The organism is Rhizobium sp. P1_E6 (genome assembly GCF_056405875.1).
Genome location: NZ_JBFUBG010000002.1, coordinates 139,588 through 161,330, shown reverse-complemented (window position 1 = coordinate 161,330; position 21,743 = coordinate 139,588). Strand labels below are relative to the sequence as shown.

Annotated in this window: 19 protein-coding genes and 1 tRNA gene; 10 read left to right on the top strand and 10 right to left on the bottom strand. The window is 61.6% G+C overall.

Annotated elements, in window-relative coordinates; translation table 11 throughout:
* Positions 1-200: 200 nt before the first annotated feature.
* Positions 201-290, top strand: a tRNA-Ser gene (locus AC1D35_RS02345).
* A 214-nt stretch (positions 291-504) separates the two neighbouring features.
* Positions 505-1,641 carry an NAD(P)/FAD-dependent oxidoreductase gene (locus AC1D35_RS02340; RefSeq protein WP_113309085.1) on the top strand — a complete coding sequence of 379 codons (1,137 nt, stop codon included), beginning with the start codon at positions 505-507 and terminating at the stop codon, positions 1,639-1,641.
* A gap of 25 nt (positions 1,642-1,666) precedes the next feature.
* Here AC1D35_RS02340 and AC1D35_RS02335 read toward each other — a convergent pair whose 3' ends face one another.
* The gene (locus tag AC1D35_RS02335) at positions 1,667-2,566 is read right to left on the bottom strand and encodes a DMT family transporter (RefSeq protein WP_113295518.1); all 900 of its coding nucleotides are present in this window, start codon (positions 2,564-2,566) and stop codon (positions 1,667-1,669) included.
* Between the two features lie 156 nt (positions 2,567-2,722).
* A complete protein-coding gene (locus AC1D35_RS02330) occupies positions 2,723-4,408 on the bottom strand; it encodes a flagellin N-terminal helical domain-containing protein (protein ID WP_113309086.1) in 1,686 nt (561 codons plus the stop codon).
* A 702-nt stretch (positions 4,409-5,110) separates the two neighbouring features.
* Between AC1D35_RS02330 and AC1D35_RS02325 the strand changes: the two genes are divergently transcribed.
* Positions 5,111-5,365: a GlsB/YeaQ/YmgE family stress response membrane protein gene (locus AC1D35_RS02325; protein ID WP_113309087.1), complete on the top strand. Its 255-nt coding sequence runs from the start codon at positions 5,111-5,113 to the stop codon at positions 5,363-5,365.
* Between the two features lie 64 nt (positions 5,366-5,429).
* On the opposite strand, the gene AC1D35_RS02320 is transcribed toward AC1D35_RS02325, so the two are convergent.
* Positions 5,430-5,711: a hypothetical protein gene (locus AC1D35_RS02320; protein WP_113309088.1), complete on the bottom strand. Its 282-nt coding sequence runs from the start codon at positions 5,709-5,711 to the stop codon at positions 5,430-5,432.
* 320 nt (positions 5,712-6,031) lie between these two features.
* Between AC1D35_RS02320 and AC1D35_RS02315 the strand changes: the two genes are divergently transcribed.
* The 5 genes from AC1D35_RS02315 to AC1D35_RS02295 are packed head-to-tail and all read left to right on the top strand — an operon-like array spanning position 6,032 to position 11,495.
* The gene (locus AC1D35_RS02315; RefSeq protein ID WP_113309089.1) at positions 6,032-7,924 is read left to right on the top strand and encodes a SurA N-terminal domain-containing protein; all 1,893 of its coding nucleotides are present in this window, start codon (positions 6,032-6,034) and stop codon (positions 7,922-7,924) included.
* Between the two features lie 13 nt (positions 7,925-7,937).
* A complete protein-coding gene (trpD, locus tag AC1D35_RS02310) occupies positions 7,938-8,954 on the top strand; it encodes an anthranilate phosphoribosyltransferase (protein ID WP_113309090.1) in 1,017 nt (338 codons plus the stop codon).
* A 9-nt stretch (positions 8,955-8,963) separates the two neighbouring features.
* Complete coding sequence (gene trpC / locus AC1D35_RS02305) at positions 8,964-9,776, top strand: indole-3-glycerol phosphate synthase TrpC (RefSeq protein ID WP_113309091.1); 813 nt, start codon at positions 8,964-8,966, stop codon at positions 9,774-9,776.
* Position 9,777: 1 nt separating this feature from the next.
* Positions 9,778-10,275 carry a cyclic pyranopterin monophosphate synthase MoaC gene (gene moaC / locus AC1D35_RS02300; RefSeq protein ID WP_113309092.1) on the top strand — a complete coding sequence of 166 codons (498 nt, stop codon included), beginning with the start codon at positions 9,778-9,780 and terminating at the stop codon, positions 10,273-10,275.
* Positions 10,272-11,495, top strand: a complete 1,224-nt coding sequence (locus AC1D35_RS02295; protein ID WP_113309093.1) for a molybdopterin molybdotransferase MoeA — start codon at positions 10,272-10,274, stop codon at positions 11,493-11,495. Before moaC ends, AC1D35_RS02295 begins: the two co-directional genes overlap by 4 nt.
* Here the strand turns inward: AC1D35_RS02295 and AC1D35_RS02290 are convergent.
* The 3 genes from AC1D35_RS02290 to AC1D35_RS02280 form a co-directional block, all read right to left on the bottom strand.
* Entirely contained in the window at positions 11,464-12,705 is a 1,242-nt protein-coding gene (locus AC1D35_RS02290) for a multidrug effflux MFS transporter (RefSeq protein ID WP_477853297.1), read from the bottom strand. The two genes, AC1D35_RS02295 and AC1D35_RS02290, sit on opposite strands and share 32 nt — an antisense overlap.
* On the bottom strand, positions 12,702-13,154 hold the full coding sequence (locus AC1D35_RS02285) for a MarR family transcriptional regulator (protein ID WP_113309094.1): 453 nt from the start codon (positions 13,152-13,154) through the stop codon (positions 12,702-12,704). The genes AC1D35_RS02290 and AC1D35_RS02285 overlap by 4 nt, the downstream gene beginning before the upstream one ends.
* An 88-nt stretch (positions 13,155-13,242) precedes the next feature.
* Positions 13,243-13,905, bottom strand: a complete 663-nt coding sequence (locus AC1D35_RS02280; RefSeq protein WP_113309095.1) for a class I SAM-dependent methyltransferase — start codon at positions 13,903-13,905, stop codon at positions 13,243-13,245.
* A 166-nt stretch (positions 13,906-14,071) separates the two neighbouring features.
* Between AC1D35_RS02280 and AC1D35_RS02275 the strand changes: the two genes are divergently transcribed.
* On the top strand, positions 14,072-14,854 hold the full coding sequence (locus AC1D35_RS02275) for an alpha/beta hydrolase (protein WP_113309096.1): 783 nt from the start codon (positions 14,072-14,074) through the stop codon (positions 14,852-14,854).
* A 53-nt stretch (positions 14,855-14,907) separates the two neighbouring features.
* On the opposite strand, the gene AC1D35_RS02270 is transcribed toward AC1D35_RS02275, so the two are convergent.
* From AC1D35_RS02270 to AC1D35_RS02255, 4 genes are all read right to left on the bottom strand, one after another.
* The gene (locus tag AC1D35_RS02270) at positions 14,908-16,776 is read right to left on the bottom strand and encodes a DEAD/DEAH box helicase (RefSeq protein ID WP_477938207.1); all 1,869 of its coding nucleotides are present in this window, start codon (positions 16,774-16,776) and stop codon (positions 14,908-14,910) included.
* 98 nt (positions 16,777-16,874) lie between these two features.
* Positions 16,875-18,731, bottom strand: coding sequence for a CHASE2 domain-containing protein (locus AC1D35_RS02265; protein WP_477938206.1), 1,857 nt, complete (start codon positions 18,729-18,731; stop codon positions 16,875-16,877).
* 8 nt (positions 18,732-18,739) lie between these two features.
* On the bottom strand, positions 18,740-19,258 hold the full coding sequence (locus tag AC1D35_RS02260; protein WP_113295730.1) for a FecR domain-containing protein: 519 nt from the start codon (positions 19,256-19,258) through the stop codon (positions 18,740-18,742).
* Between the two features lie 138 nt (positions 19,259-19,396).
* On the bottom strand, positions 19,397-20,536 hold the full coding sequence (locus tag AC1D35_RS02255; RefSeq protein WP_113309099.1) for a citrate synthase: 1,140 nt from the start codon (positions 20,534-20,536) through the stop codon (positions 19,397-19,399).
* An 84-nt stretch (positions 20,537-20,620) separates the two neighbouring features.
* Between AC1D35_RS02255 and AC1D35_RS02250 the strand changes: the two genes are divergently transcribed.
* Complete coding sequence (locus tag AC1D35_RS02250) at positions 20,621-21,709, top strand: citrate synthase/methylcitrate synthase (RefSeq protein WP_113295502.1); 1,089 nt, start codon at positions 20,621-20,623, stop codon at positions 21,707-21,709.
* Positions 21,710-21,743 lie beyond the last annotated feature (34 nt).

Sequence of the window (21,743 nt, the reverse complement as noted above, 5' to 3'; positions counted from 1 at the left end):
GAGTAGATTGGGTAACGCCTGGGGGAGCCGGACGATCGAAGCAGTTTATCTGCGCAATTGCCGCTCGATATGTGAGAGAGCAAGTTGACGCTGAAGTCCGAACCGCTATAAAGCCTGCCAAACCGCGATTTGGTTGTCGACGGAAGCAGTCTTCGTCAAAAACGAATTCTTCCGGCAAAGATCAGCCAGATCAACTGGATGGAAGAGTGTCCGAGTGGTTTAAGGAACCGGTCTTGAAAACCGGCGTGCGGGAAACCGTACCGTGGGTTCGAATCCCACCTCTTCCGCCATAAATATCTGAAAAAACGGTATTTTCGCCTTGTCGGGCTAGCATCGTTCCCTCTCTGGGGTGACGGCTCAGATCTCGCCCGCGGAATCGTATTTCCCCATCGTCATGATTTTGGGATAGGTTCGACAGATGATACTTGGCGCTGAATTGCGTTGTCAGGGGCTCCCAAAATTCGACCGGAGAGGCCCCTCCCCGCAGTTGGAGGATGGAGCTGCATGACGGAGGTACTGGACCTCGACTGCGTCGTCGTGGGTGGAGGGGTCGTGGGGTTGGCGGTAGCGCGCGAACTTGCCATGTCCGGCCGCGAGGTGGTGCTTCTCGAAGCGGAGCCAATGACCGGCAGCATTACGTCTGCCCGCAACAGCGAGGTCATCCACGCCGGGCTCTACTATGCAACTGGCAGTTTGAAGGCAGAGCTCTGCGTTGCGGGAAAACACAAGCTCTACGAATATTGCCGTGAGCGGAGCGTCCCTCACAAGGCTTGCGGCAAGCTCGTCGTTGCGTCGAGCGAGGAGGAACTCGGTTACCTCGAAAAGCTGTCCAGGCAGGCTGAAGCAAATGGAGTGGAGGACTGCTACCTGATCGACGCAGCGGAGCTTACCCGCAGACAACCCCGGATCAGGGGCTTCGCGGCGCTTGTCTCCCCGTCAACAGGCATCATCGACAGTCACAGTCTCATGCAGGCATATATCACGGATATCGAGGCAAACGGGGGAGCGATCGTCTGCAATTCTCCTGTCATCGAAGGCGAGTTGGCTGCGAACAAGATTCATCTATCAGTCGGCGGCCGCGATCCGGTCAAAATTGAAGCAGGCCTCGTGGTGAATGCTGCAGGCTTGAATGCCTGGGCGCTGTCCGAAAAACTGTTGGGCCTGGACGTCAGCACGATCCCGCCACGTCACTATGCCAAGGGATGCTACTTCGCACTGACCGGCCGCGCGCCGGCGACGCAGCTGATCTACCCGGTCCCCGAACCCGGTGGTCTCGGTGTGCACCTGACGCTCGACCTTGCAGGCCAGGCGCGCTTCGGTCCTGATGTCGAGTGGGTTGAGACGATCGACTATGATGTCGACCCGCGTCGCGCGGATAAATTTTATTCCGCAATCCGCCGCTATTGGCCCGATCTGGAGAATGGTGCCCTGCAGCCCGCCTATTCAGGCATACGTCCAAAAATCGCTGGTCCGGTTTCGGGCGGTGGTGGCGACTTCGTGCTTCAAGGGCCGGAGAAAACGGGACACCCCGCCTATATAGCGCTGTATGGGATCGAAAGCCCCGGCCTGACTGCCTCACTGGCTATCGGGCAGAGCGTGGCGCGGCTTGCCGGCAAGGCGTTCGTTGGAAATCCTCACTGACGTCAGCCATTCCGATACGTTTCTCTCAGCAAGCCGCGCGCTTCTTCCGGCCGGGCTCGCCATGGCGCTCCCAGGCAATCAATACCAGGCTCGAGGCGACGATGATGAGCGCGCCTACGAAGACGTTTACCGCCGGGATTTCCGCCCAGATGAGATAGCCGTAAACGAAGGCCCACAAGAGCCCGCTATATTCGACGGGCGCGAGCGCCGAGGCCGGCGCGTATCGGAACCCTTCATAGAGAAGGAATTGCCCGAGTGTGGCGACGAGGCCGAGACCCAGCATCAAAGCCCAGCCTGTGGCATCGGGCGTTTTCCAGATCCAGGGGAACGACAGGGCGCAGGCAATCGCGAACAGCAAGCTTGTCGCGAACATCTGAGTGAGTGTCGTCTCGCTGCGGCTGACGAGCCGGATGAGGATCGTGCTCCAGGCCCAGCAGAAACCCGCGGTGAGGCACATGGCGGCCGGCAGCAGGTTCGGCGAATGCGTGGGGTTTGCGGCGATGGTGACGCCGATGAAGCCGCCGACGCAGGCGATCCAGCGCCCCGGTCCGATTGTTTCCTTGAGAACCAGGATCGACAGGAACATGACGATGATCGGCGCCGAGAAATAGAGCGTCGTCAGCTCGGCAAGTCCCAGATACCGGGCGGCATTGTAAAACAGCAGCCAGGCGATCAGCATCAGCGCCGAGCGAAGCACGACCGTGCCTCTATAGGGGCTCTTGAAGATCGAAGGATGGCGGCGATAGCGCACGAGAACGCCGGTGATGATCACGATGACCATGCTGCGCATGAACAGGATTTCCGGAACCTCGTAGTCGGCCACGAGCCATTTGACCAAGGCATCCTGCAGGGCAAAGCAAGCGTAACCGGCGCAAGCAAGCGCGATGCCTGCCAGCGGCCGTACTTCTACTGTTTCGGACTTCATGCAAACCTCGCCGCACCCGACTTTGCGATAGGAGTCTCCGTCGCGAGGCTCGCCGCAGAATGTCTCTTATCCGCTGCCAGGCAGCAAAGCTACTGCCATCGATGCGAGGTCGTGACGCACCCCGATGAGGCATTTCGGCGTCCATTGCGGGGCATCTTACTGGAAGAGCTGGAGCACGTTTTGCGGTGCGCTGTTGGCGATCCAGAGAGATTGCAGGGCGAGTTGCTGCTGGCTCTGCAGGGCCGTCAGCCGTGAGGATTCTTCCTCCATATTGGCATCGATGAGCCGCCCGATGCCGCTTGCGACGGAATCCTGCAACGTATTGACGAAATTGTCCTGCATATTGAGCCGCTTGCTGACATCGCCCAGATAGCTTGCAGCCTGAATAACTTTCTGCTCCATCATGTTGATACCGCCGATATAGTTTTGCAGGTCATTGGCGGGATTCGTGATGTCGATATCGGTAATATCGAAATTGGGCGCATAGCCGATATTGTCGGTAACGCCGAAAAGCCGGATGGTTGATCGCGTCGCGCCCGCTTGCGGATGCATGGCCGAATCCGCCTGAAGCAATATATTCGAGCCTGCCGCAGTGGCCTGCATTCCGCTTCCGGCCAGCACGGCACCAAGGATGCGCGCATAATCGCCGGCAGTATTGATCTTTCCGTCATTCGTGCCGAGAACGCTGTCGACAAGGCTGCGGTTGATGGTCACGGTTTTCGTGGCGCCATTGTTGACATTCACGCTGAAAGAAAACGCGACATCACGCTGCACGGCGAATGGACCTGCAAATCCGAACTGATAGCTCGCGACGGTGCCGTCCTGCCGTTGTAATGCAGGTACATTGAGCGCAAAAGCATAACCGCCGGCAAGCGTCGAGGTCACGTTTGAAATGACCATGCTCGATGCACTGCTACCCGGAATTTCGCCGCTGGTAAAATAAAGCAGGCCTCCCGGGGATGTGACGCTGCCAGGTGACCAGCCCATGTTGGACATTGCCAGGCGTATAACGGTGGCAAAATCATTGGCGTTGGCGATATAACCATTGGTCGTTCCCAATGCAGCGTCGATCGTATTCCTGTCGATCGTCACCGTGCGCGTTTCCGCGCCGTCGACGGTGAGGTCGAAGGTCATCTTGTCCGTTGCGGTGAAGACGCCGGTGCTTGGATTGGGAAGAGTGGCGGGGCCGAAGAACCAGTAGACACTGTAACCCCTTTGCCCGACGCCGGTAAAATCGGCATTCCGCAATCCGCCGATCAGCCCAAGCGATTTTTCATCCGCTTGCAGCAGCCCTCCGCCGCTCGAATTGAAAAGCGCCAACCGTGTGAGATCGACATCGGTCGTGTCGACGCTGACACTGCCGTCGCCTCCGCGAATGAAGGCCGAAACGATACTCTTGTTATATTGCGTCATAAGGTCGAGGCCGGGAATGTCGGTATTTAGCCAGTTCTCGCCGGAAAAGGAGGCAGAACTGGCGGTCGCCACCAGTCTGCCGTTCAGCGCATCGAGCTCATCCTGGATTTTTGCCTTGTCGACACTCTTCTCGGTCGCCGCTATCAGCTTGGCTTTCATGTCGCCGATGATATCGACGATCGAGGCAAGCGCGGAAGAACTGGTATCCGTCATCGCTTCGCCGAGGCCCAAGGCATCGGAAACCGCTGAAAGCGCCCTGTTGTCCGTGCGCATCGTCGTTGCAACGGACCAGTAGGCTGCATTGTCGGATGCCTTCTCGACCCGCAGGCCGGTCGAAACTCTATTCTGCGTCGCATAGAGATCTGCCGTCACAGACCGGAGGGTTTGTAACGCCGCCATGCTGGAATAATTTGTATTAATAGAAGACATACGCGGCCTGAAATACGAGAAACAGCAGGGTCGATGAATCGATCTTCTTGAGATTCTGTTAGCTATGAATTGACGTCAGGTTGGGTTAATCCTGCGTAAAAGGAAGCGTGAAATCTCGAATTGTTTTTACTCTTGCTGTACCTTTATTGGGTCTTTCTCGGGCCGGCTTACTTCAATTGAGATACAATCTTGCCGTGCTGCCTAAAGGACAGTATTCCGCGCGATTTTGGCCATCCGGCGCCAGTCTCGCGGGCTGTTCCTCATTCTCGATGAAAAGGGAGGGACGCATATCGATCTCCTCCAGGTGGCGTTGAACGACTGCTTACTCATGAAAATTGAGAAGCGCCTGTTCCAGATAATGTAATATCCTGATAATTTAATATTAGTCGTAGCGCATGTAATGTCGTGACGATTTTACTTAAATTTCATGCTTAACTACTTATTAATAAGCGGCTTGCGCAGTTGAGGCGATGAACTATGCTTGCTCCCGATAAAGGGGGATTTGATGTTCACCAAGAGTTTGCTGATGCCGGCCGGCTTTGCCGCACTGGCGTTTTCAGGCCTGATGTTTCAGATTGCGGTTCACGCGCTTTCTGCGCCGGTGACGTTGCTTCATCCCTGACAGTGCTAAGCCGCTGCCCCAGCGGAACTTTTTTCGATTGTGCGCGTTGTATCTCACGTTTTGCCAGGAGGGAGATTGCCATGGAAAACGAAAGTGTAGGTTGGATTGCAGCTATCATTATCGGCGGCTTCGCCGGATGGCTGGCGGAAAAGTTCATGAACAGCAATATGGGCGTGTTCATGAACATATTGCTTGGCATCATAGGCGCGATTGTCGCCAATTGGATTCTCGGTATCCTTCACATCCAGCCACTCAGCGGCTGGCTAGGCTACCTGGTCACTGGCTTTGTCGGCGCATGCATACTGATCGCGATCGGACGCCTCATCCGCCGCTGAGCTGACAGGAAAAAGATCGCCAGAAAGATTAAAGGCCGGACGTCATGCGTCCGGCTTTTTTTATTTAGCGACGGCTGAGGAGACCGAAGAGATAGGCAACACCGGCCGTAATGGCGATTGCTGTCAGTGGCTCTTCACGCACCTTGTCGCGGACGCGCTCGGTCATGACGGAGGCTTCGTCGGCCACTGCGGTCCTCGCGCCCTGCCCCAGCGCGATCACACTGTCCGAAAGGCGACTCAGATCCTCACGCAACGCAGCAACCTGCGCGGACAGATCTTCGGCGGCAACTTCGGCCTTGACGCGCGCAGCGGTGGATTCGACGGAAGCGGTTTTCAATTCGGCCATGGTCTGCTCCTGTTTAGTGGAATGCCGCTTCAACGAAATGAAGACTGGAAAGGTTCCGCAACCAGGCATCTTTTGTCGCTCAAGGCACCTCAAGAAGCGTGCATGCATTCGGATGCATAAGGGATGCTCTAACGCTTTTGAATCTGCGCATCAGGCTTTCCGAAAATCGATTCCGATTTTCGGGCGGGTGCCGTGGCGAGAGCGTGTGCACGCCCCGCAAGCTTTTCGTGTGACAAGCCTTCATTTCCTCGCAGCTTTGTTTTATGGAACGACGAATGTCTGCCCTTTTGGGCCAATGATAATGCGAGGTTTGCGTTTCCATGTTCCATATTCTGAGAAGAGCTGCTCAGACCTGGGTTGCCAAGCTGCTCCTGCTCCTGCTCGTCGCCTCCTTCGGCATCTGGGGCGTGTCGCGTGAGCTGATAAGCGGCGGCAACAGCACGACGGTGGTCACTGTCGGCGACCAGCATGTGGACGTCAATGAATTCCGTCTCGCCTATCAGCGTCAGGTCGCAGCGCTCGGTCAGCAATACGGTGTGCGCCTGACGCCGGAGCAGGCCCGTGCTTTCGGCGTCGAGCAGCAGGTGCTTGCCCAGCTTCTGGCCGGTGCCTCGCTGGACCAGCTTGCCGATGACATGGGCCTCGGCCTTTCCGAAGACCGGCTCGCCCAGTTGATCGGCGAGGATCCGGCCTTCAAGGCGGTCAACGGCCAGTTCGACCGCTCGCTCTTCACCTCTCGTCTGCGCAATGCCGGCATCCGGGAAGACGACTATATCAAGGATCGCAGCAAGCAGGCTGTGCGCAGCCAGATCATCGAAGCCGTCTCCAACGGCTTCCAGGCGCCTGCGACCCTCGTCAACGCGCTGAAACTCTATGGCAATGAGAGCCGCAGCGTCGATTACCTGCTGCTCACCAACGCCAATATCGAGCCGATCAAGGCGCCCGCCGATGATGTTCTGTCCAAGTGGTTCGAAGACGCCAAGCAGCGCTACCGTGCGCCGGAGTACCGCAAGATCGGCTATCTGAAGCTTCAGCCTGGCGATATCGCCGATCCCACGACGGTCACCGACGACCAGATCAAGGAAGCCTTCGACAAGGCCAAGGCGGCCTACACGACGCCGGAAAGCCGCACGCTGGAGCAGCTGACCTTCGCCAGCAAGGATCTCGCCAACGCGGCTGAAACCGCGCTGAAGAGCGGCACGAGCTTCGATCAGCTCGTCACCGATCAGGGCAAGACCGCAAGCGATGTGCTGCTCGGCGAATTCACCAAGGACAAGGTTCCGGACCAGGCCGTTGCCGAAGCTGCCTTTGGGGTGAAGACGGATGGTGGAACCACGGCTGTCGTCGACGGCAGCTTCGGTCCGGTGATCCTGCGCGTGACCAATATCAAGCCGGAGACCACCAAGAGCTTCGACGAGGTCAAGGAAGAGATCCGCAAGCAGCTTTCGGTCGCCAATGCCTCGCAGGAAGTCATCAACGTTCACGACCGCATCGAGGAAATGCGCGCCGGCGGCACGTCCCTCGAAGAGATCGCCAATCAGCTGAAGCTGAAGGCCGTCACCATCGACGCCATCGACATGACGGGTGCGGACAAGGACGGAAATCCGGTCAAGGATATTCCGGCCCAGCAGCAGTTGCTGCCGGAAGCCTTCAAGACCGATGTCGGCGCCGATGCCTCCGCCATTGCCGTCGGCAATGACGGTTATGTCTGGTTCGACGTGCGCGACGTCATGCCTGATCGCGATCGTCCGCTTGCTGAAGTGCGTGACAGGGCGGTTCAGGACTGGACCGCCGAGCAGCAGAAGGCCGAGCTCGCCAAAAAGGCCGATGAGCTGAAGGCCGAGGCGCAGAAGGGCACCTCGCTGGCCGACATCGCCACGCCGCTCGGCATCGCCGTCGAAAGCAAGAGCGGCTTTACCCGCTCGACCGACGATCCGGTTCTCGGCCGTGTCGGCATCAACGCCGCCTTCTCCGGTCCTGCGGATACCGTGGCAACGGCTGTCGGCGCCGATCCGAGCACGCAGATCCTGCTCAAGGTGACCGAGGTCAACGACGAGCCGACGACCGATGCGCTTGATAACCGCGATCAGCAGATCGCCGCCATCGCAAATGGCGCCGGTGACGACATTCTCGATCAGATGGTCAATCTGCTGCAGACCCAGTACGGTGCACAGGTCAACCAGAACCTCGCCGAACAGGCGACCGTCCGCTAAGGGGAAGCGCCGCATGTCCGATCTGAAGCCGCTTCTGGCCAAGGCAGCAAGCCGTGAGCCCCTGACCCGCGACGAGGCCCGCCAGGCCTTCGATATCCTGATGTCCGGCCAGGCAACGCCTTCGCAGATCGGCGGCTTCCTGATGGCGCTCCGTGTTCGCGGCGAGACGGTCGATGAGATCGTCGGCGCCGTTACCACGATGCGCTCCAAGATGCTGCGGGTGGAAGCGCCGGCCGACGCGATCGATATTGTCGGCACCGGCGGCGATGCCAGCGGCACCTATAACATCTCGACGTTGGCGGCGCTGATCGTTGCCGGCGCCGGCGTTCCGGTCGCCAAGCACGGCAATCGCGCGCTGAGCTCGAAATCAGGCGCTGCCGATAGCCTTGCTGCGCTCGGCGTTAATCTCGAGGTCACCCCCGAAATGATCTCGCGCTGCATTGCCGAGGCCGGTGTCGGCTTCATGTTCGCGCAACAGCATCACTCGGCCATGCGCCACGTTGGCGCTTCCCGCGTCGAACTCGGTACGCGCACCATCTTCAACCTGCTCGGCCCGCTTTCCAATCCGGCCGGCGTCAAGCGCCAGCTTCTCGGCGTCTTCGCGCCGCAATGGGTCGTGCCGCTTGCCGAAGTCATGCGCGATCTCGGCTCCGAAAGCGTCTGGGTCGTCCATGGCGATGGCCTCGATGAAATCACCACGACCGGCAAGACCAGCGTTGCCGCGCTCGAAAACGGTCAGATCCGAACCTTTGAGCTTTCGCCTGATGATTTCGGCATAGCGCCCTGCGTGCTCGCCGACATCAAGGGCGGGGACGGCGCCGTCAATGCTGCAGCCCTGCGTGATGTGCTTGCGGGCGCAAAGAACGCCTATCGCGATATCGCGCTCGCCAATGCCGCCGCCTCGCTCGTCATCGCAGGCAAGGTCGGGACGATCCGCGACGGTATGAAGCTCGCAACGGAATCGCTCGATAGCGGCGCCACGGCGTCTGCGCTCGACAAACTGATCGCCGTGTCCAACGATATCGACTAGGATTGCCGCATGACCGATATCCTGAAGAAGATCGAAGCCTACAAGCGTGAGGAAATCGCTGCCGCCAAGGCGAAGACCTCGCTTGCTGATCTGAAGGCCATGCAGGCCGGCCAGTCCGCGCCGCGCGGCTTCCACAAGGCGCTGGTCGCCAAGCGTGATGCGGGAGAGATCGGCCTGATTGCCGAGATCAAGAAGGCAAGCCCGTCCAAAGGCCTGATCCGTCCGGATTTTGATCCGCCTGCACTTGCCAAGGCGTACGAAGCCGGTGGCGCCGCCTGCCTTTCGGTATTGACGGATACGCCGAGCTTCCAGGGCGCGCCGGAATTCCTGACGGCAGCACGTGCCGCCTGCGCCCTGCCCGCGCTGCGCAAGGATTTCATGTTTGAGACCTATCAGGTCCATGAAGCCCGCGCCTGGGGTGGCGACTGCATCCTGCTCATCATGGCTTCGCTGACGGATGACGATGCCGAGCGTCTGCAGGACGAAGCCTTCTCGCTTGGCATGGATGTGCTGGTCGAAGTTCATGATATCGAGGAAATGGAGCGAGCGCTGAAGCTTTCCTCGCCGCTCGTCGGCATCAACAACCGCAACCTGCGCACCTTCGAAGTCAGCCTCACCGTCAGCGAGACGCTGGCAACAATGGTTCCTGATGACAGGCTCCTCGTCGGCGAGAGCGGCATCTTCACCAATGCAGATTGCAAGCGCCTTCAGGCCGTCGACATCAACACCTTCCTCGTCGGCGAAAGCCTGATGCGCAAAGACGACGTGACGGCCGCCACGCGCGCACTGCTGTTTGGTGAAGCCGCCATCGCGGCTGAATGATATGAGCGGCGGAAAGCCCAGCCTCACTCATATCGGCGCCTCCGGCGAGGCGCATATGGTCGATGTTTCCGACAAGGCCGAGACCGTGCGCATCGCCACCGCCGAGGGCCATGTGAAGATGGCGCCGGAAACGCTTGCTCTTATCCGCGAAGGCAATGCAAGGAAGGGCGATGTCATCGGCACCGCGCGCCTTGCCGGTATCATGGCCGCCAAGCGGACTGCCGATCTCATCCCGCTCTGCCATCCGCTGATGCTGACGAAGGTCACGGTCGAAATCGAGGAAGATGCTTCCCTGCCCGGCTTGCGCGTCACGGCGAGTGCCAAACTCACCGGCAAGACCGGTGTGGAGATGGAGGCGCTGACCGCCGTTTCGGTCGCCTGCCTGACGATCTACGACATGGCCAAGGCCGCCGACAAGGCCATGGAAATCGGTGGCGTCAGGCTGCTGGAAAAATCCGGCGGCAAATCCGGCGATTTCCGTCATCCGGAGGCGAGATGAACCTTCTACCGGTCGCTGAAGCCCTGAGCCGCCTGCTCTCCAGCGCAAATCCCGTCACTACGTCCGAAACGCTGCCGCTTGCCGAGGCCGAAGGCCGCGTCCTTGCCGTTGATCTGACGGCTGGCCTGACACAGCCGCCCTTCAATTCCTCCGCCATGGATGGTTATGCGCTGCGCCGTGAAGATGCGCCGGAGCCCGGTGCCGTTCTGACGGTCGTCGGCACGTCTGCGGCTGGCCACGGCTTCGAGGGAAGCGTCGGTCGGGGAGAGGCTATCAGGATCTTCACCGGTGCGCCGGTGCCGTCTTGGGCCGATAGCGTCCTGCTGCAGGAGGATGCGGAGAAGATCGAAAGCGGCATCAGAACCAAATTCCCGGTAAGGCAGGGTCAGCATGTGCGCCCGCGAGGCCAGGATTTTGCCGAGGGCGAAGTGGTGTTGGCCGCCGGCACTGTGCTCGATTTCTCTCGGTTGACGGCTGCTGCCGGCATGAACCGGCCATCAGTCGAGGTCCTGCGCCGTCCGCTGATCGCGATCCTTGCAACCGGCGACGAGCTTCTGCCCCCCGGAAGCACGCCCGGTCCTTCGCAGATCATCGCATCCAACACCTTTGGCGTAGCAGCCCTTGCCCGCAGGGCCGGCGCTGATGTGCTCGATCTTGGCATCGTGCCCGATGACAGGGCTGAGATCACTGCGGCGATCGACAAGGCGCGCAATGCCAAGGTCGATGTCATCGTCACGCTTGGGGGTGCCTCGGTCGGCGACCACGATCTGGTGCAGGCTACGCTGATTGAGGCCGGCATGCAGCTCGATTTCTGGCGCATCGCCATGCGCCCCGGGAAGCCGCTGATGGTCGGCAGTTTTGGCGAGACGCATGTGCTCGGCCTGCCAGGCAATCCGGTCTCTAGCCTCGTCTGTTCTCTGCTTTTCCTTGAGCCGCTGATCCGCAAGCTCGCCTCGCTGCCGTCGGTCCGGCGCGAGACAACGGTTGAAGCAGCCGTCACGCTGCGGGCCAATGATCACCGACAGGATTATATGCGCGCGAAGCTTTCGAAATCGGCCGACGGCAACTGGCTGGTCGAACCCTTCGACAAGCAGGATTCGTCTATGATGAAGACCTTTGCCCATTCGGACTGCCTGATCATCCGCCCGCCGCATGCGCCGGAACTGCCGGCCGGTGCCACCTGCCCGGTCATGCTTCTGCGGCCAGATCTTCTCGCCTGACATTTCCCGAAGCGACAGCAACCCAGAAGCAGAGCTGCGCCAGCACGCTGGCGCCGAGAATGACGGTCGCCGCTGCAAGCCCCGGATCGCCACCGATGCCGGAAAGAGCGCTGCAGACGGCCCCGACTGCCATCTGTGTCGAGCCGTAGAGACCGGAGGCAGAACCGGTGACCTTTGGGTTGACGCTGACTGCGAGCGTCAGCGCATTGGGCGAGGCCACGCCGGCGCCGATCGTATAGACCATGATGGAGGCCATCATGGGCAAGAGCGTCAGATGGTCGGTCACCGCAAAGCTGAAGAAGACGATCGCGGCTGCGATGCTGACGAGGTTGGACATCACCATCAGTCGCTTCATCGCAAACCGGCCGATCAGCCGCGTGGCGATCATGCTGCCGATCCAGTAGCCGAAGATCAGCAGCGCCAGGCAGATGCCGACTTCTGTTGCCGGACGGCCGAGTTCGTTGATGACGATGAAGGGCGCGGATGCGGTGAAAGCATACATGGAGGTCGTCGCACAGCCGCCGCCGATGGCATAACCGACAAAGGAGCGCGAGGAAAGCAGGCCGAGATAGTCGCGGCCAAGCGCCTTCATCGAAGTCTCGACATTGCGGGTGCCTGTTTCCGGCACCTTGCGCCAGGTCAGCAGCAGGTTGACGATGCCAAGCCCGCAGAGTGCCACGAAGATCGAGCGCCAGCCCAGCGTGGCTGCAAGCGCACCCCCGACAACAGGTGCGAGCCCCGGTCCTACCGTCACCATGAGGTTCATGATGGCGAGCCGCTTGGCTGTTTCATCGGGGCTGGACGTATCGCGGACGATGGCGCGGGCAATGACGAGGCCGGCACAACCGCCGAAAGCCTGAAAGAGCCTTGCTGCGATCAGTGCATGCACGCCGGGTGAGACCAGCGCTGCCACGCCGGCGATCGTATAGAGCACAAGCCCGCTCATCAGCACCGGCCGGCGGCCATAGCGGTCCGAAAGCGGCCCATAGATGAGCTGGCCGACGGCAAGACCGAAGATGTAGAGGCTGACGGTCAGTTGCATCTCGCCGATCGACGCGCCGAGATCGCTCGCCGCCGCCGGCAGGGCCGGCACGAAAATATGCATGGCAAGCGTACCGCTGAAGGTGATGAGCCCGAGCAGCCAGACTGGTATGTGAAGCTTTACACCAAGCGGTCTGGCTTCGGTCATCGGGCCGGGATGCGAATTCACTGTTCGGGCTCCTCGAGCTGTCGGGCAAGTACGTCGCTGATGTGGTCGAGCACACGCCATGTGGTTTCGATGTCCTCACGCGGGAGAAGACCAAGCGCCTCCTCACGAATGCCCTGCGCCACGCGTTCGACCTCCTCCACGGTCTTCCTGCCCTCCTCCGTCAGCAGGATCTCCTTGGCCCGCCTGTCCTCGCCTTCCCGCCGCTCGACCAGCCCGGCTTTCTCCAGATTGTCGATCAGGCGCACGACGGAGGAATTGTCGAGCGAGAGCGAGGCTGCAAGCTCCTTCTGGTGCATCGGCGCCGGCGAGCGGGCGATGCGCAGCAGCGGCAGCCATGTCGCTTCCGTCAGTCCAAAAGGCTGCAGGCGCAGGTTGGCGACCCGGCGCCAGTAGCGCGCGGTCTGGGAGACGAGGCTCCCGAATGAGGTTGTGATCTTGTCTTCGGTCATGAGAATATCGATGAGATAACAATAGATGACATATCATCTAATTTAACGCAAGGCGAAGTGACGCGCCACCCGCGCAATCCTCCTTCACTCACCTTAAGCGGAAAACCGCACTATTGGCGGCCGTACCCTGAGCAGGCCCGCCGAAATCCGGCACCGGATATTCCGCAATTTTCTCCAGGGACGTAGCGGGCAGAGGCGCCCTCCCCGGATCGCCGATGAGCACGTCGAGCCCGGCTGCACGGCAGCGTTCAAGGAAAGCCAGAACACGCTCCGCCAGCGCCTCGTCATAGAAGACATCGCCTGCCAGGATCATATCGGCTTCAGGCGGCTCRTCTTCGATAATGTCGCCGAGCCGCGTCTCGATCTTGACATCGTTGGCATGAGCATTCAGCCGCGCTGCAGCGATCGCCTTCGCATCGATATCGATAGCGAGCACTTGGGCTGCACCGCATTTCATCGCTGCGATGGCGACGAGGCCGGAGCCGGTGCCGAGATCGACGACACGTTTGCCGGCCACCTCTTCGGGATGGTCGAAAAGATAGTGGGCAAGCACCGCCCCGCCCGCCCAGGGATAAGCCCAATAGGGCGGCATCAAATCGGAATCGTCAGCCATTGCAAGGCGATAGAGGCCGCTCCTCGGTGTCGCCACATGCAGCCTTACCTTGGGTATGGAAGGTACGCTGGCAAGCGGCAAGTTTGCCTCGATGAAGGCCGCCAGGTCGAGACGATCATCTGCGGAAGCCGGTCTCATCTGATATCGGTTGCCCCTCGTTACGACAGGCCATCTGGCCGTGCTGGACGGCATAATACCTCGCTGGACCTTTGTATAGTTATCCAAGCCCGAGTCTCGGCGTAACGTTTCCGCAGCGATCCAAAGGGTATCGCCCCAAATTTCCTACAAGCCGGAGGACTCCATTATGCAACCGATGACCAGACGTTCATTCTCGGCCGCGCTCGCTGCAGGGGCCGCACTCAGCATGTTTCCGGCCGCCGGCCGGGCCGCCGATATCGCCAAGGCAAAGAATGTCGTTCTCGTTCACGGCGCCTATGCCGATGCTTCCTGCTGGCTGGATGTCATCCCCCATCTCCAGGCTGCCGGCCTGAATGTGATGGCCGTGCAGAACCCTCTCACCTCCTTCGCCGATGATGTCGAGGCGACCAAGCGCATCCTGGCGCTCATGGATGGCCCGACAGTGCTCGTCGGCCATTCCTATTCCGGCATGCTCGTTACCGAAGCCGGTGTCGACCCGAAGGTGACCGCGCTCGTCTATATCGCCGCCCGCGCGCCGGATGCTGGTGAGGATTATACCGCGCTTGCCAAGCAATATCCGACGCCACCGGCCAGCGCCGGCCTTGTTCAGGCCGGCGGTTACGCCCAGTTGAGCGAAGAAGCCTTCGTCCGGGATTTTGCCGGCGACCTGCCGGTTGCCCGCGCCAAGGCGCTTTACGCCGTGCAGGGCCGCATTTCCGACACGCTGTTCACTGCCAGGACGACGGTCGCCGCCTGGCGTTCCAAACCGTCATGGTACGCGGTTTCGAAGAATGACCGGACCATTAATCCGGATCTCGAACGCTTCATGGCAAAGCGCATGAACGCGACAACGATCGAACTCGACGCCAGCCATGTCTCGCTGATCTCTCAGCCGCAGGCTGTCGCCAATCTCATCCTCGCAGCAGCCGGCCTCAGCAACAAGGGCTGAAGCCGCTGTAGGATGCCAGCCGCGTCACCTTACCGGCGCGGCCGGCGACCGCCTCAGCGGTCTTTCTTCTTGCTGAACTTGCCCTTGCCGCCCTCGAACTTGGCGCCTTCGAATTTCGGCTTCGGGTCTTTCTTCGTCCAGGGCTTGTCGTCCTGACGTCCAGCGCCAGCGGGCCTGTCCTTCCCGAACTTGCCCTTTGGCTTGTCGCTGCGGAAACGATCCTCGCCGCGGTCTTCGAACGGCTTCTTGGCGTAGGCGGGCTTGGCCGGCTTGCTGAAGTCGGGCGTGCCGTTCAGCCTGGCCACGCGGATGCCGCGTTCCATCGTCTTGTTCGGGCCAAGTGCACCGAGGAAGCTGTCGGCGCTGTCGGCGGCGATTTCCACGAATGTCTCGTCCGGCTGCATCTTGATCGCGCCGATCTCGCGCTTGGTCACGTTGCCGGCGCGGCAGAGCATCGGGATCAGCCAGCGCGGTTCGGCATTCTGCTTGCGGCCGACGGAGACCGAGAACCAGACGCTCGGGCCGAAATCATCGCGCGGTCCCTTTTGCGCCGGTGCGAATTCGCGTGGCTCGCCTTCGCGGCGCTTGCGGACGCGATCGTCCTGCACCGAAACTTCGATCAGGTCTTCCGGCGCCGACTGGTTGGAGCGGTAAAGACGCACGAAGGCGGCGGCAAGCGTCTCGGCGCCGTGGCTGGCGATGAGCTTCTGCACCAGCCCCAGCTCTTCCTCCAGCGGCTTGTCGGCGAAGATCGGGTCGGCCAGCAGCCGCTCGTCATCACGCTCCGTCACTTCCTCCACCGAGGGCGGCCGCGCCCAGGTGGCGGCGATGCCGGCATTTTCAAGAAGTCGCTCGGCCTTGCGGCGTGCATTGAGCGGCACGATGATCGCGCTGACACCCTTGCGCCCGGCGCGGCCCGTACGGCCGCTGCGATGCAGAAGCGTGTCTGGATTGGTCGGCAGATCGGCATGCACGACGAGATCGAGACCTGGCAGGTCGATGCCGCGTGCGGCAACGTCGGTTGCAATGCAAACCCGCGCACGCCCGTCGCGCATCGCCTGCAGCGCATGGCTGCGCTCGTTCTGCGTCAGTTCGCCCGAGAGCGCCACGACGTGGAAATTGCGGTTGTGGAACCGCGCGGTCAGGTGATTGACGGCTGCGCGCGTCGAACAGAAGACGATCGCATTGCGCGCTTCGTAATAGCGCAGAACGTTGATGATCGCGTTTTCGCGGTCGCTCGGCGACACGGCGAGCGCGCGATATTCGATATCGATATGCTGCTTTTCTTCCGCCTGCGTGCTGATGCGCACTGCGTCGCGCTGATAGCTTTTCGCCAGCTTGGCGATGGCTGCGGGAACCGTGGCGGAAAACATCAGCGTCCGGCGTTCGGCCGGTGCGGCGTCAAGGATGAATTCCAGATCTTCGCGGAAGCCGAGATCGAGCATCTCGTCCGCTTCGTCCAGCACCGCTGCCTTGAGCTCGCTCATGTCAAGCGCGTTGCGACGGATGTGGTCGCAGAGGCGTCCTGGCGTGCCGACGACAATATGGGCGCCACGCTCCAGCGCACGGCGCTCGCTGCGAATGTCCATGCCGCCAACGCAGCTGACGATGACAGCACCGGTTATTTCATAAAGCCATTCCAGCTCGCGCTTCACCTGCAGCGCCAGTTCGCGCGTCGGCGCGATCACGAGGGCAACGGGAGCAGCGGCAGGGCCGAACCGTTCGGCGCTTTCGAGAAGCGTCGGCGCGAGTGCAAGCCCGAATGCGACGGTCTTGCCTGAGCCGGTCTGCGCGGAGACGAGTGCATCCGATGCAGCGAGCGCCGGATCGAGCATCGCCTTCTGGACAGGGGTGAGCTCGGTATAGCCGCGCTTCTGCAACGCCTTGGCGATCGCCGGAGAGACGCCGTTATAGTCAGTCATGTGTTCGATCTTTCGGAGCTGTCAGACGCATAACGCGCCGTAGCCGGAATCGTCCGGCCGAAGAGTTGGGCCGTTCCTACTCGCTCCGGGTGCGAATGTCAAAGTGTCTCGCCACGCCATGTGTAGATGGCGATGCTGCCCGAGCGGCCACGAAGCTTCGTCTCGAACGGTCCAGTCAGCCGTCCTGCCTGCGACGGAACAGCCTCCGGACCGGCCGCGTCGAGCAGGTCGGCGCTCAGCGCAAGTTCAGCGCCGCGGCTCGCCGCCACCTCCATGAGCCGCTGTGCGACATTGACGGTATCACCCGTCGCAGTGATCTGCTGCCGGTCGCCGCTGCCGAGCCGTGAGGCGACGATCGTGCCGCAATGAGCGCCGAGCTTGAAACCGATCTTCCTGCGACGAAGCTCCAGATGGCCTGCAAGGAAGCTGCGCGTGCGGTCGGCAAGCCGCACGGCGCAGGCTGCTGCCCGGGCTGCATCGTCCGCCGTCGGTTCCGGCAGCCCGAAGAGGATCATGGCGCCGTCGCCCATGAAGCTGGTGATCGCCCCGCCAAGCAGCCGCACTTCCTCGTCGATGAGTTCGAAGAAACTGCTGAGGATCTCCCGCACCGCCGCCGGCCCGACCGCTTCGCTGAGGCCGGTGAAGCCCGAGAGGTCGATGAAGACGACGGAAGCATTCTGCCGAACCGGCTCGGCCAGGAAGGCCGGGTCGCGCGCCAGCCACTCGCCCAGGCCCGGCGCCTCGATGCGCTGCAGCCGCTCGGACTGATCGGCGAAGTGCCGCGCACGGCTGCGGTCGCGCCAGAGTTCAGTGGCGCCGAAAATAACTGCGGGTGGGAGGGCGGCCGCAATCGGCAATGCAGCACTCAGCCAGTAGCCGTTTGCGAAAGCGGCAAGGTTGAGCATCGCCCAGACAATGACCGTCAGGCCGATGATGACGAAGCCGAGGGCACCGCGGCGCCATGCGATCAGTGCGACCAGGAGAACAGGCAAGGCCGTCGCAATGCCGGCATCCGCCTGTCGTGTCCTGCTGTCGCGCACCATGCCGTCGCCTGCGATCAGATGGGTAATTGCCGTCGACATGACTTCGACACCTGGCAGGATGGGATCGAACGGGGTGGGAAAGACATCGCCGCCGCCGGTCACGGTCGCACCGATCACCACCACCTTGCCGGTGATGGCATCCGCCGGCAGCTTGCCATCGAGCGCATCGGCAGCGCTGAAAGTGCGGATGCTGCCTGCAGGTCCGTAGAACGTCAGCGGCAGGCGCTGGCCCGTATCCGTTGGAATGCGGCGGGCGCCAAGCCGGATGCCGTCCGCCTCGATCAATGGTTCGGCGCCGAGCGCAATCGATGCGACCCTTAGTGGAAAGGCTGCATCCAGACGGTCGGCAGCGCGAGAAAACAGCGGAATGAATCTCGGCACACCGCTCTGGTCCGTCGCCACATTGACGATGCCTAGCGCCGCAGCCTCTGCGAAGCGAGGCTGCGGCAGCAGGAGCTGCTGCGCCTCGGGAACCGCCGCAAGCGGATCCTCCGCGTTTACCGTCACCGATTGGAGACTTTGCGGGAAGGTCGCAGCACCGGCGATGATGCTGGGCGCCGCTTTGATAGCTGTTGCGAGCGCCGCATCCCCCTCCTCCGTGTCGGGATCGACGAGCAATATATCGAGAGCCAAAGCCTTTGGTTTCAACGCTCCGATCGACGTGACGAGTTGCGCAAGCGTCTCCCGCTTGAGCGGATAGCCATGTGTTGCGGCGGTACTGTCATCGATCGCGATAATGGAAACGATATCGGGCGGCGCGCGGACGCCGACGATCGTGCTGCGCAGATCGGCCAGCGTGGCCTCCATGCGCTCCATGAGGCCGGAGTCCGACTGCAGATGGAAATAGCCGAGTACCGCGCCCCACAGACCGGCGAGCAGCAGCGCGATAACGGTCTGACGCCGATGGTTCATGAGACCACTTATTGACCGAGGCGTGCAAGAAGGGCCGCGACGCGCGGCGCCGGCCACGTGCGGACGGTGAGCGCAGCGGTTCCGCGTGTTACATCCACACCCTCGCCAGGTCCGAGCACGACGGCTGCGCCTGTCGGACGGCGTACGCCGACGCGACCACGGGTTACCAGTACGGAGGTCGTGCCGCCTTTGACATCGACGGCCCATTGCGTGCCTCGAACGGCGGCGATCGCCTGCGGCGTCACCACCTGGAAGCCGCCGCGGTGCTGGCTGCTATCGACGTCGACAAGGGCAGCCTTGCTGCGCAATGCAAGCGAATCCGGGCTGCCGTCGCGATTGCGGTCGGTGAGCGTGAAGGATGCGCCACGCTCAGCTGTGATGTTGACGCCACCGGGGCAACGGAAAATCTGGTTGCCGTTCGCCGCACGCGAAATCGCGCAGCCGGCAGACTGGGCATAAGCTGGGCCATCAGGCAGCAGGCTGATGATCAGCACCGCGGAAAACAGGCTGCGGGAGATTGCTGACATGGCTTTCATGATCCGCCCCTCGTGACCCGCCGGTACATCCTCGAATGGCGCCGGCCGGCTCATACTAGCTGAATTCGCCGGTTTCCCTATGCAAAAACGTGAGACTGCGCAAGCCATTCGGAGCGCGCGTCGCCCAACTCAGGTCTCGGCTGGCGAAGGCCCGACATAGCGGGCACGCGGGCGGATCAGATGGCCGCTTTCGATCTGCTCCATCGCATGCGCCAGCCAGCCGGCCGTGCGCGCCAGCGCAAAGATGATGATCGGTGCCTCCTCGGGCAGATCGAAGGCTGCTGTCATGGCGGCAAGCGCGAAATCGACGTTCACCTTCTCGCCCACTATTTCCTCGCCGGCTTGCCGAACATCGCGAAAAACCGGCGGCGCTTCGAAGGATGACAGCAGCACGCTCGCTCGCACATCGCCGTCGGGGTAAAGTGGATGTCCGAAGGCCACTAACCTGTTTCCCCGCAACAACAGGCCGCGGATCGCCTGTTCTGCCCCGAAGGTGGATGCAGCCTCGGCGAGGGCATCGACGCTCCGCCATGCCGAACCGTGCAGCGGTCCTGTCAGCGTCGCGAGGCCCGAAAGCACGGCAGCAGAAAGTGCTGCCCCCGTCGAAACAGTGACGCGGACCGCGAAGGTGGAGGCGTTGAGCTCATGATCAGCCAGCACGACAAGCGCCCGCCGCAGGCATTCGGCCGCTTCCGGCCTGCCCCAGCATGCGGAGAGACGGTCATGTAGGGGATGGTCCGCCGGTCCCGGCGCCAGCGCATCGGCAACGGTGGACAGCACGCTACATGCTTCCATCTGCAAGGCCGGGCGTGCGCGCCCGAGGGACGGCAGATCGGCGCTCACTCGTCCAGCCAGCGCCAGAAGTGCCGCCCGGATGGAGGGAGATGCCGGCTCCAAGGCCGATGCCGGTACGCAAGCGAAACTCTCCGCATTCCAGAGAAGCAGCGCCGTATCCTCCAGCGTCGCATGAGCTGAAAGCTCCGCCGCATCCTGCCCCCGATAAAGCAATCGTCCGGCGGCGATGGTCGAGATCGAGGATGTCAGCACCGGATCGCCCCAGCGGATCGCTTCGGCGGCAACCGTCTCGCTTTTGCGCCGGCCCGTATGCCGCTCGGCAAGCCGCTTGACGTCGCTTTCCTGATAGAGGCTGCGGCGTGGATCAGACGGATCTGCCTTGGAGTGGATCCGTCCGCGGCTGACATTGGCATAGAGCGTTTGCGGCTTGGTGCCGAGTTCGGCCAGTGCTTCCTCAGCCGTCAACCAGGTCATGTCAGCCTCATATTGATTAATTACATCAAGATTGACGTCAACCAAACTAGGGCGGATCTTTCATCCGGTAAAGGAGAAAGACCCATGAAAAACGGTTTGGAAGATGTCATTGCCGCTGAAACCCAGCTCTCGGATGTCGACGGTGAAGCCGGACGACTGATTATCCGCGGCGTGTCGCTGGATCATCTGGCGGGACGCAGCACCTATGAGGACGTTGCGGCCCTGCTGCTGGACGGCCTGATCGAACCGCATCTCGATGCTGGCGAATTACGCCGCCGGCTCGGTAAGGCACGAACGGAGGTATTCGCCGAAGTCAAGGCCGCCGATTCCCGCCTGCTGGCGCTGCCGCCGGTTGATGCCATGCGCGCGCTCGTCGCTCGTCTGCCCGATGGCGAGGAAATCGATACCGCGCTTCGCCTTCTTGCCGCACCCGCTGTCTTCCTGCCGGCGGTCCTGCGACTGCAACGCGGCGAAAAGCCGGTGAAGCCGAATGCAGGCCTCTCGCAGTCCGCCGATATCCTGCGAATGCTCACAGGTGCCGCGCCGAGTGCCGAGCAGACCGCCGCCCTCGACACCTATCTCGTGACGATTTCGGATCACGGCCTGAATGCCTCGACCTTCGCGTCGCGCATCATCGCCTCCACCCGCGCCGGCCTCACCTCGTCGGTGCTGGCGGCCATCAGTGCGCTTAAGGGACCTCTGCATGGCGGCGCGCCGGGACCGGTGCTTGATATGCTGGACGGTATCGGCAGCGAGGCCAATGCCGGCTCCTGGCTGCGTTCAGCGCTCGATCGCGGTGAGCGGCTGATGGGTTTCGGCCACCGCGTCTATCGGGTACGCGACCCGCGGGCCGATGCCCTGAAAAATGCGCTGAAGCCGATCGTTGCCGCAGGCCAGGTCAATGCAGGGCGTATCGCTCTTGCCGAAGCCGTGGAGCAAGCAGCACTTGCGGTTCTCAGGGAGCGCAAGCCGGACCGGCCGCTGGATGTAAATGTGGAATTCTATACCGCTCTGCTGTTGGAAAGCCTTGGCTTTCCACGCGACGCCTTTACCGGCGTTTTCGCGATCGGTCGCACCGTCGGCTGGATCGCCCATGCCCGTGAGCAGGCGCTGGAAGGCCGCCTCATCCGTCCGCGTTCGGTCTATGTCGGACCATTGCCGGAAGCCGCATGACCTGAAGAAAAAAGCCGCTCCCTTTTTAAGGGAG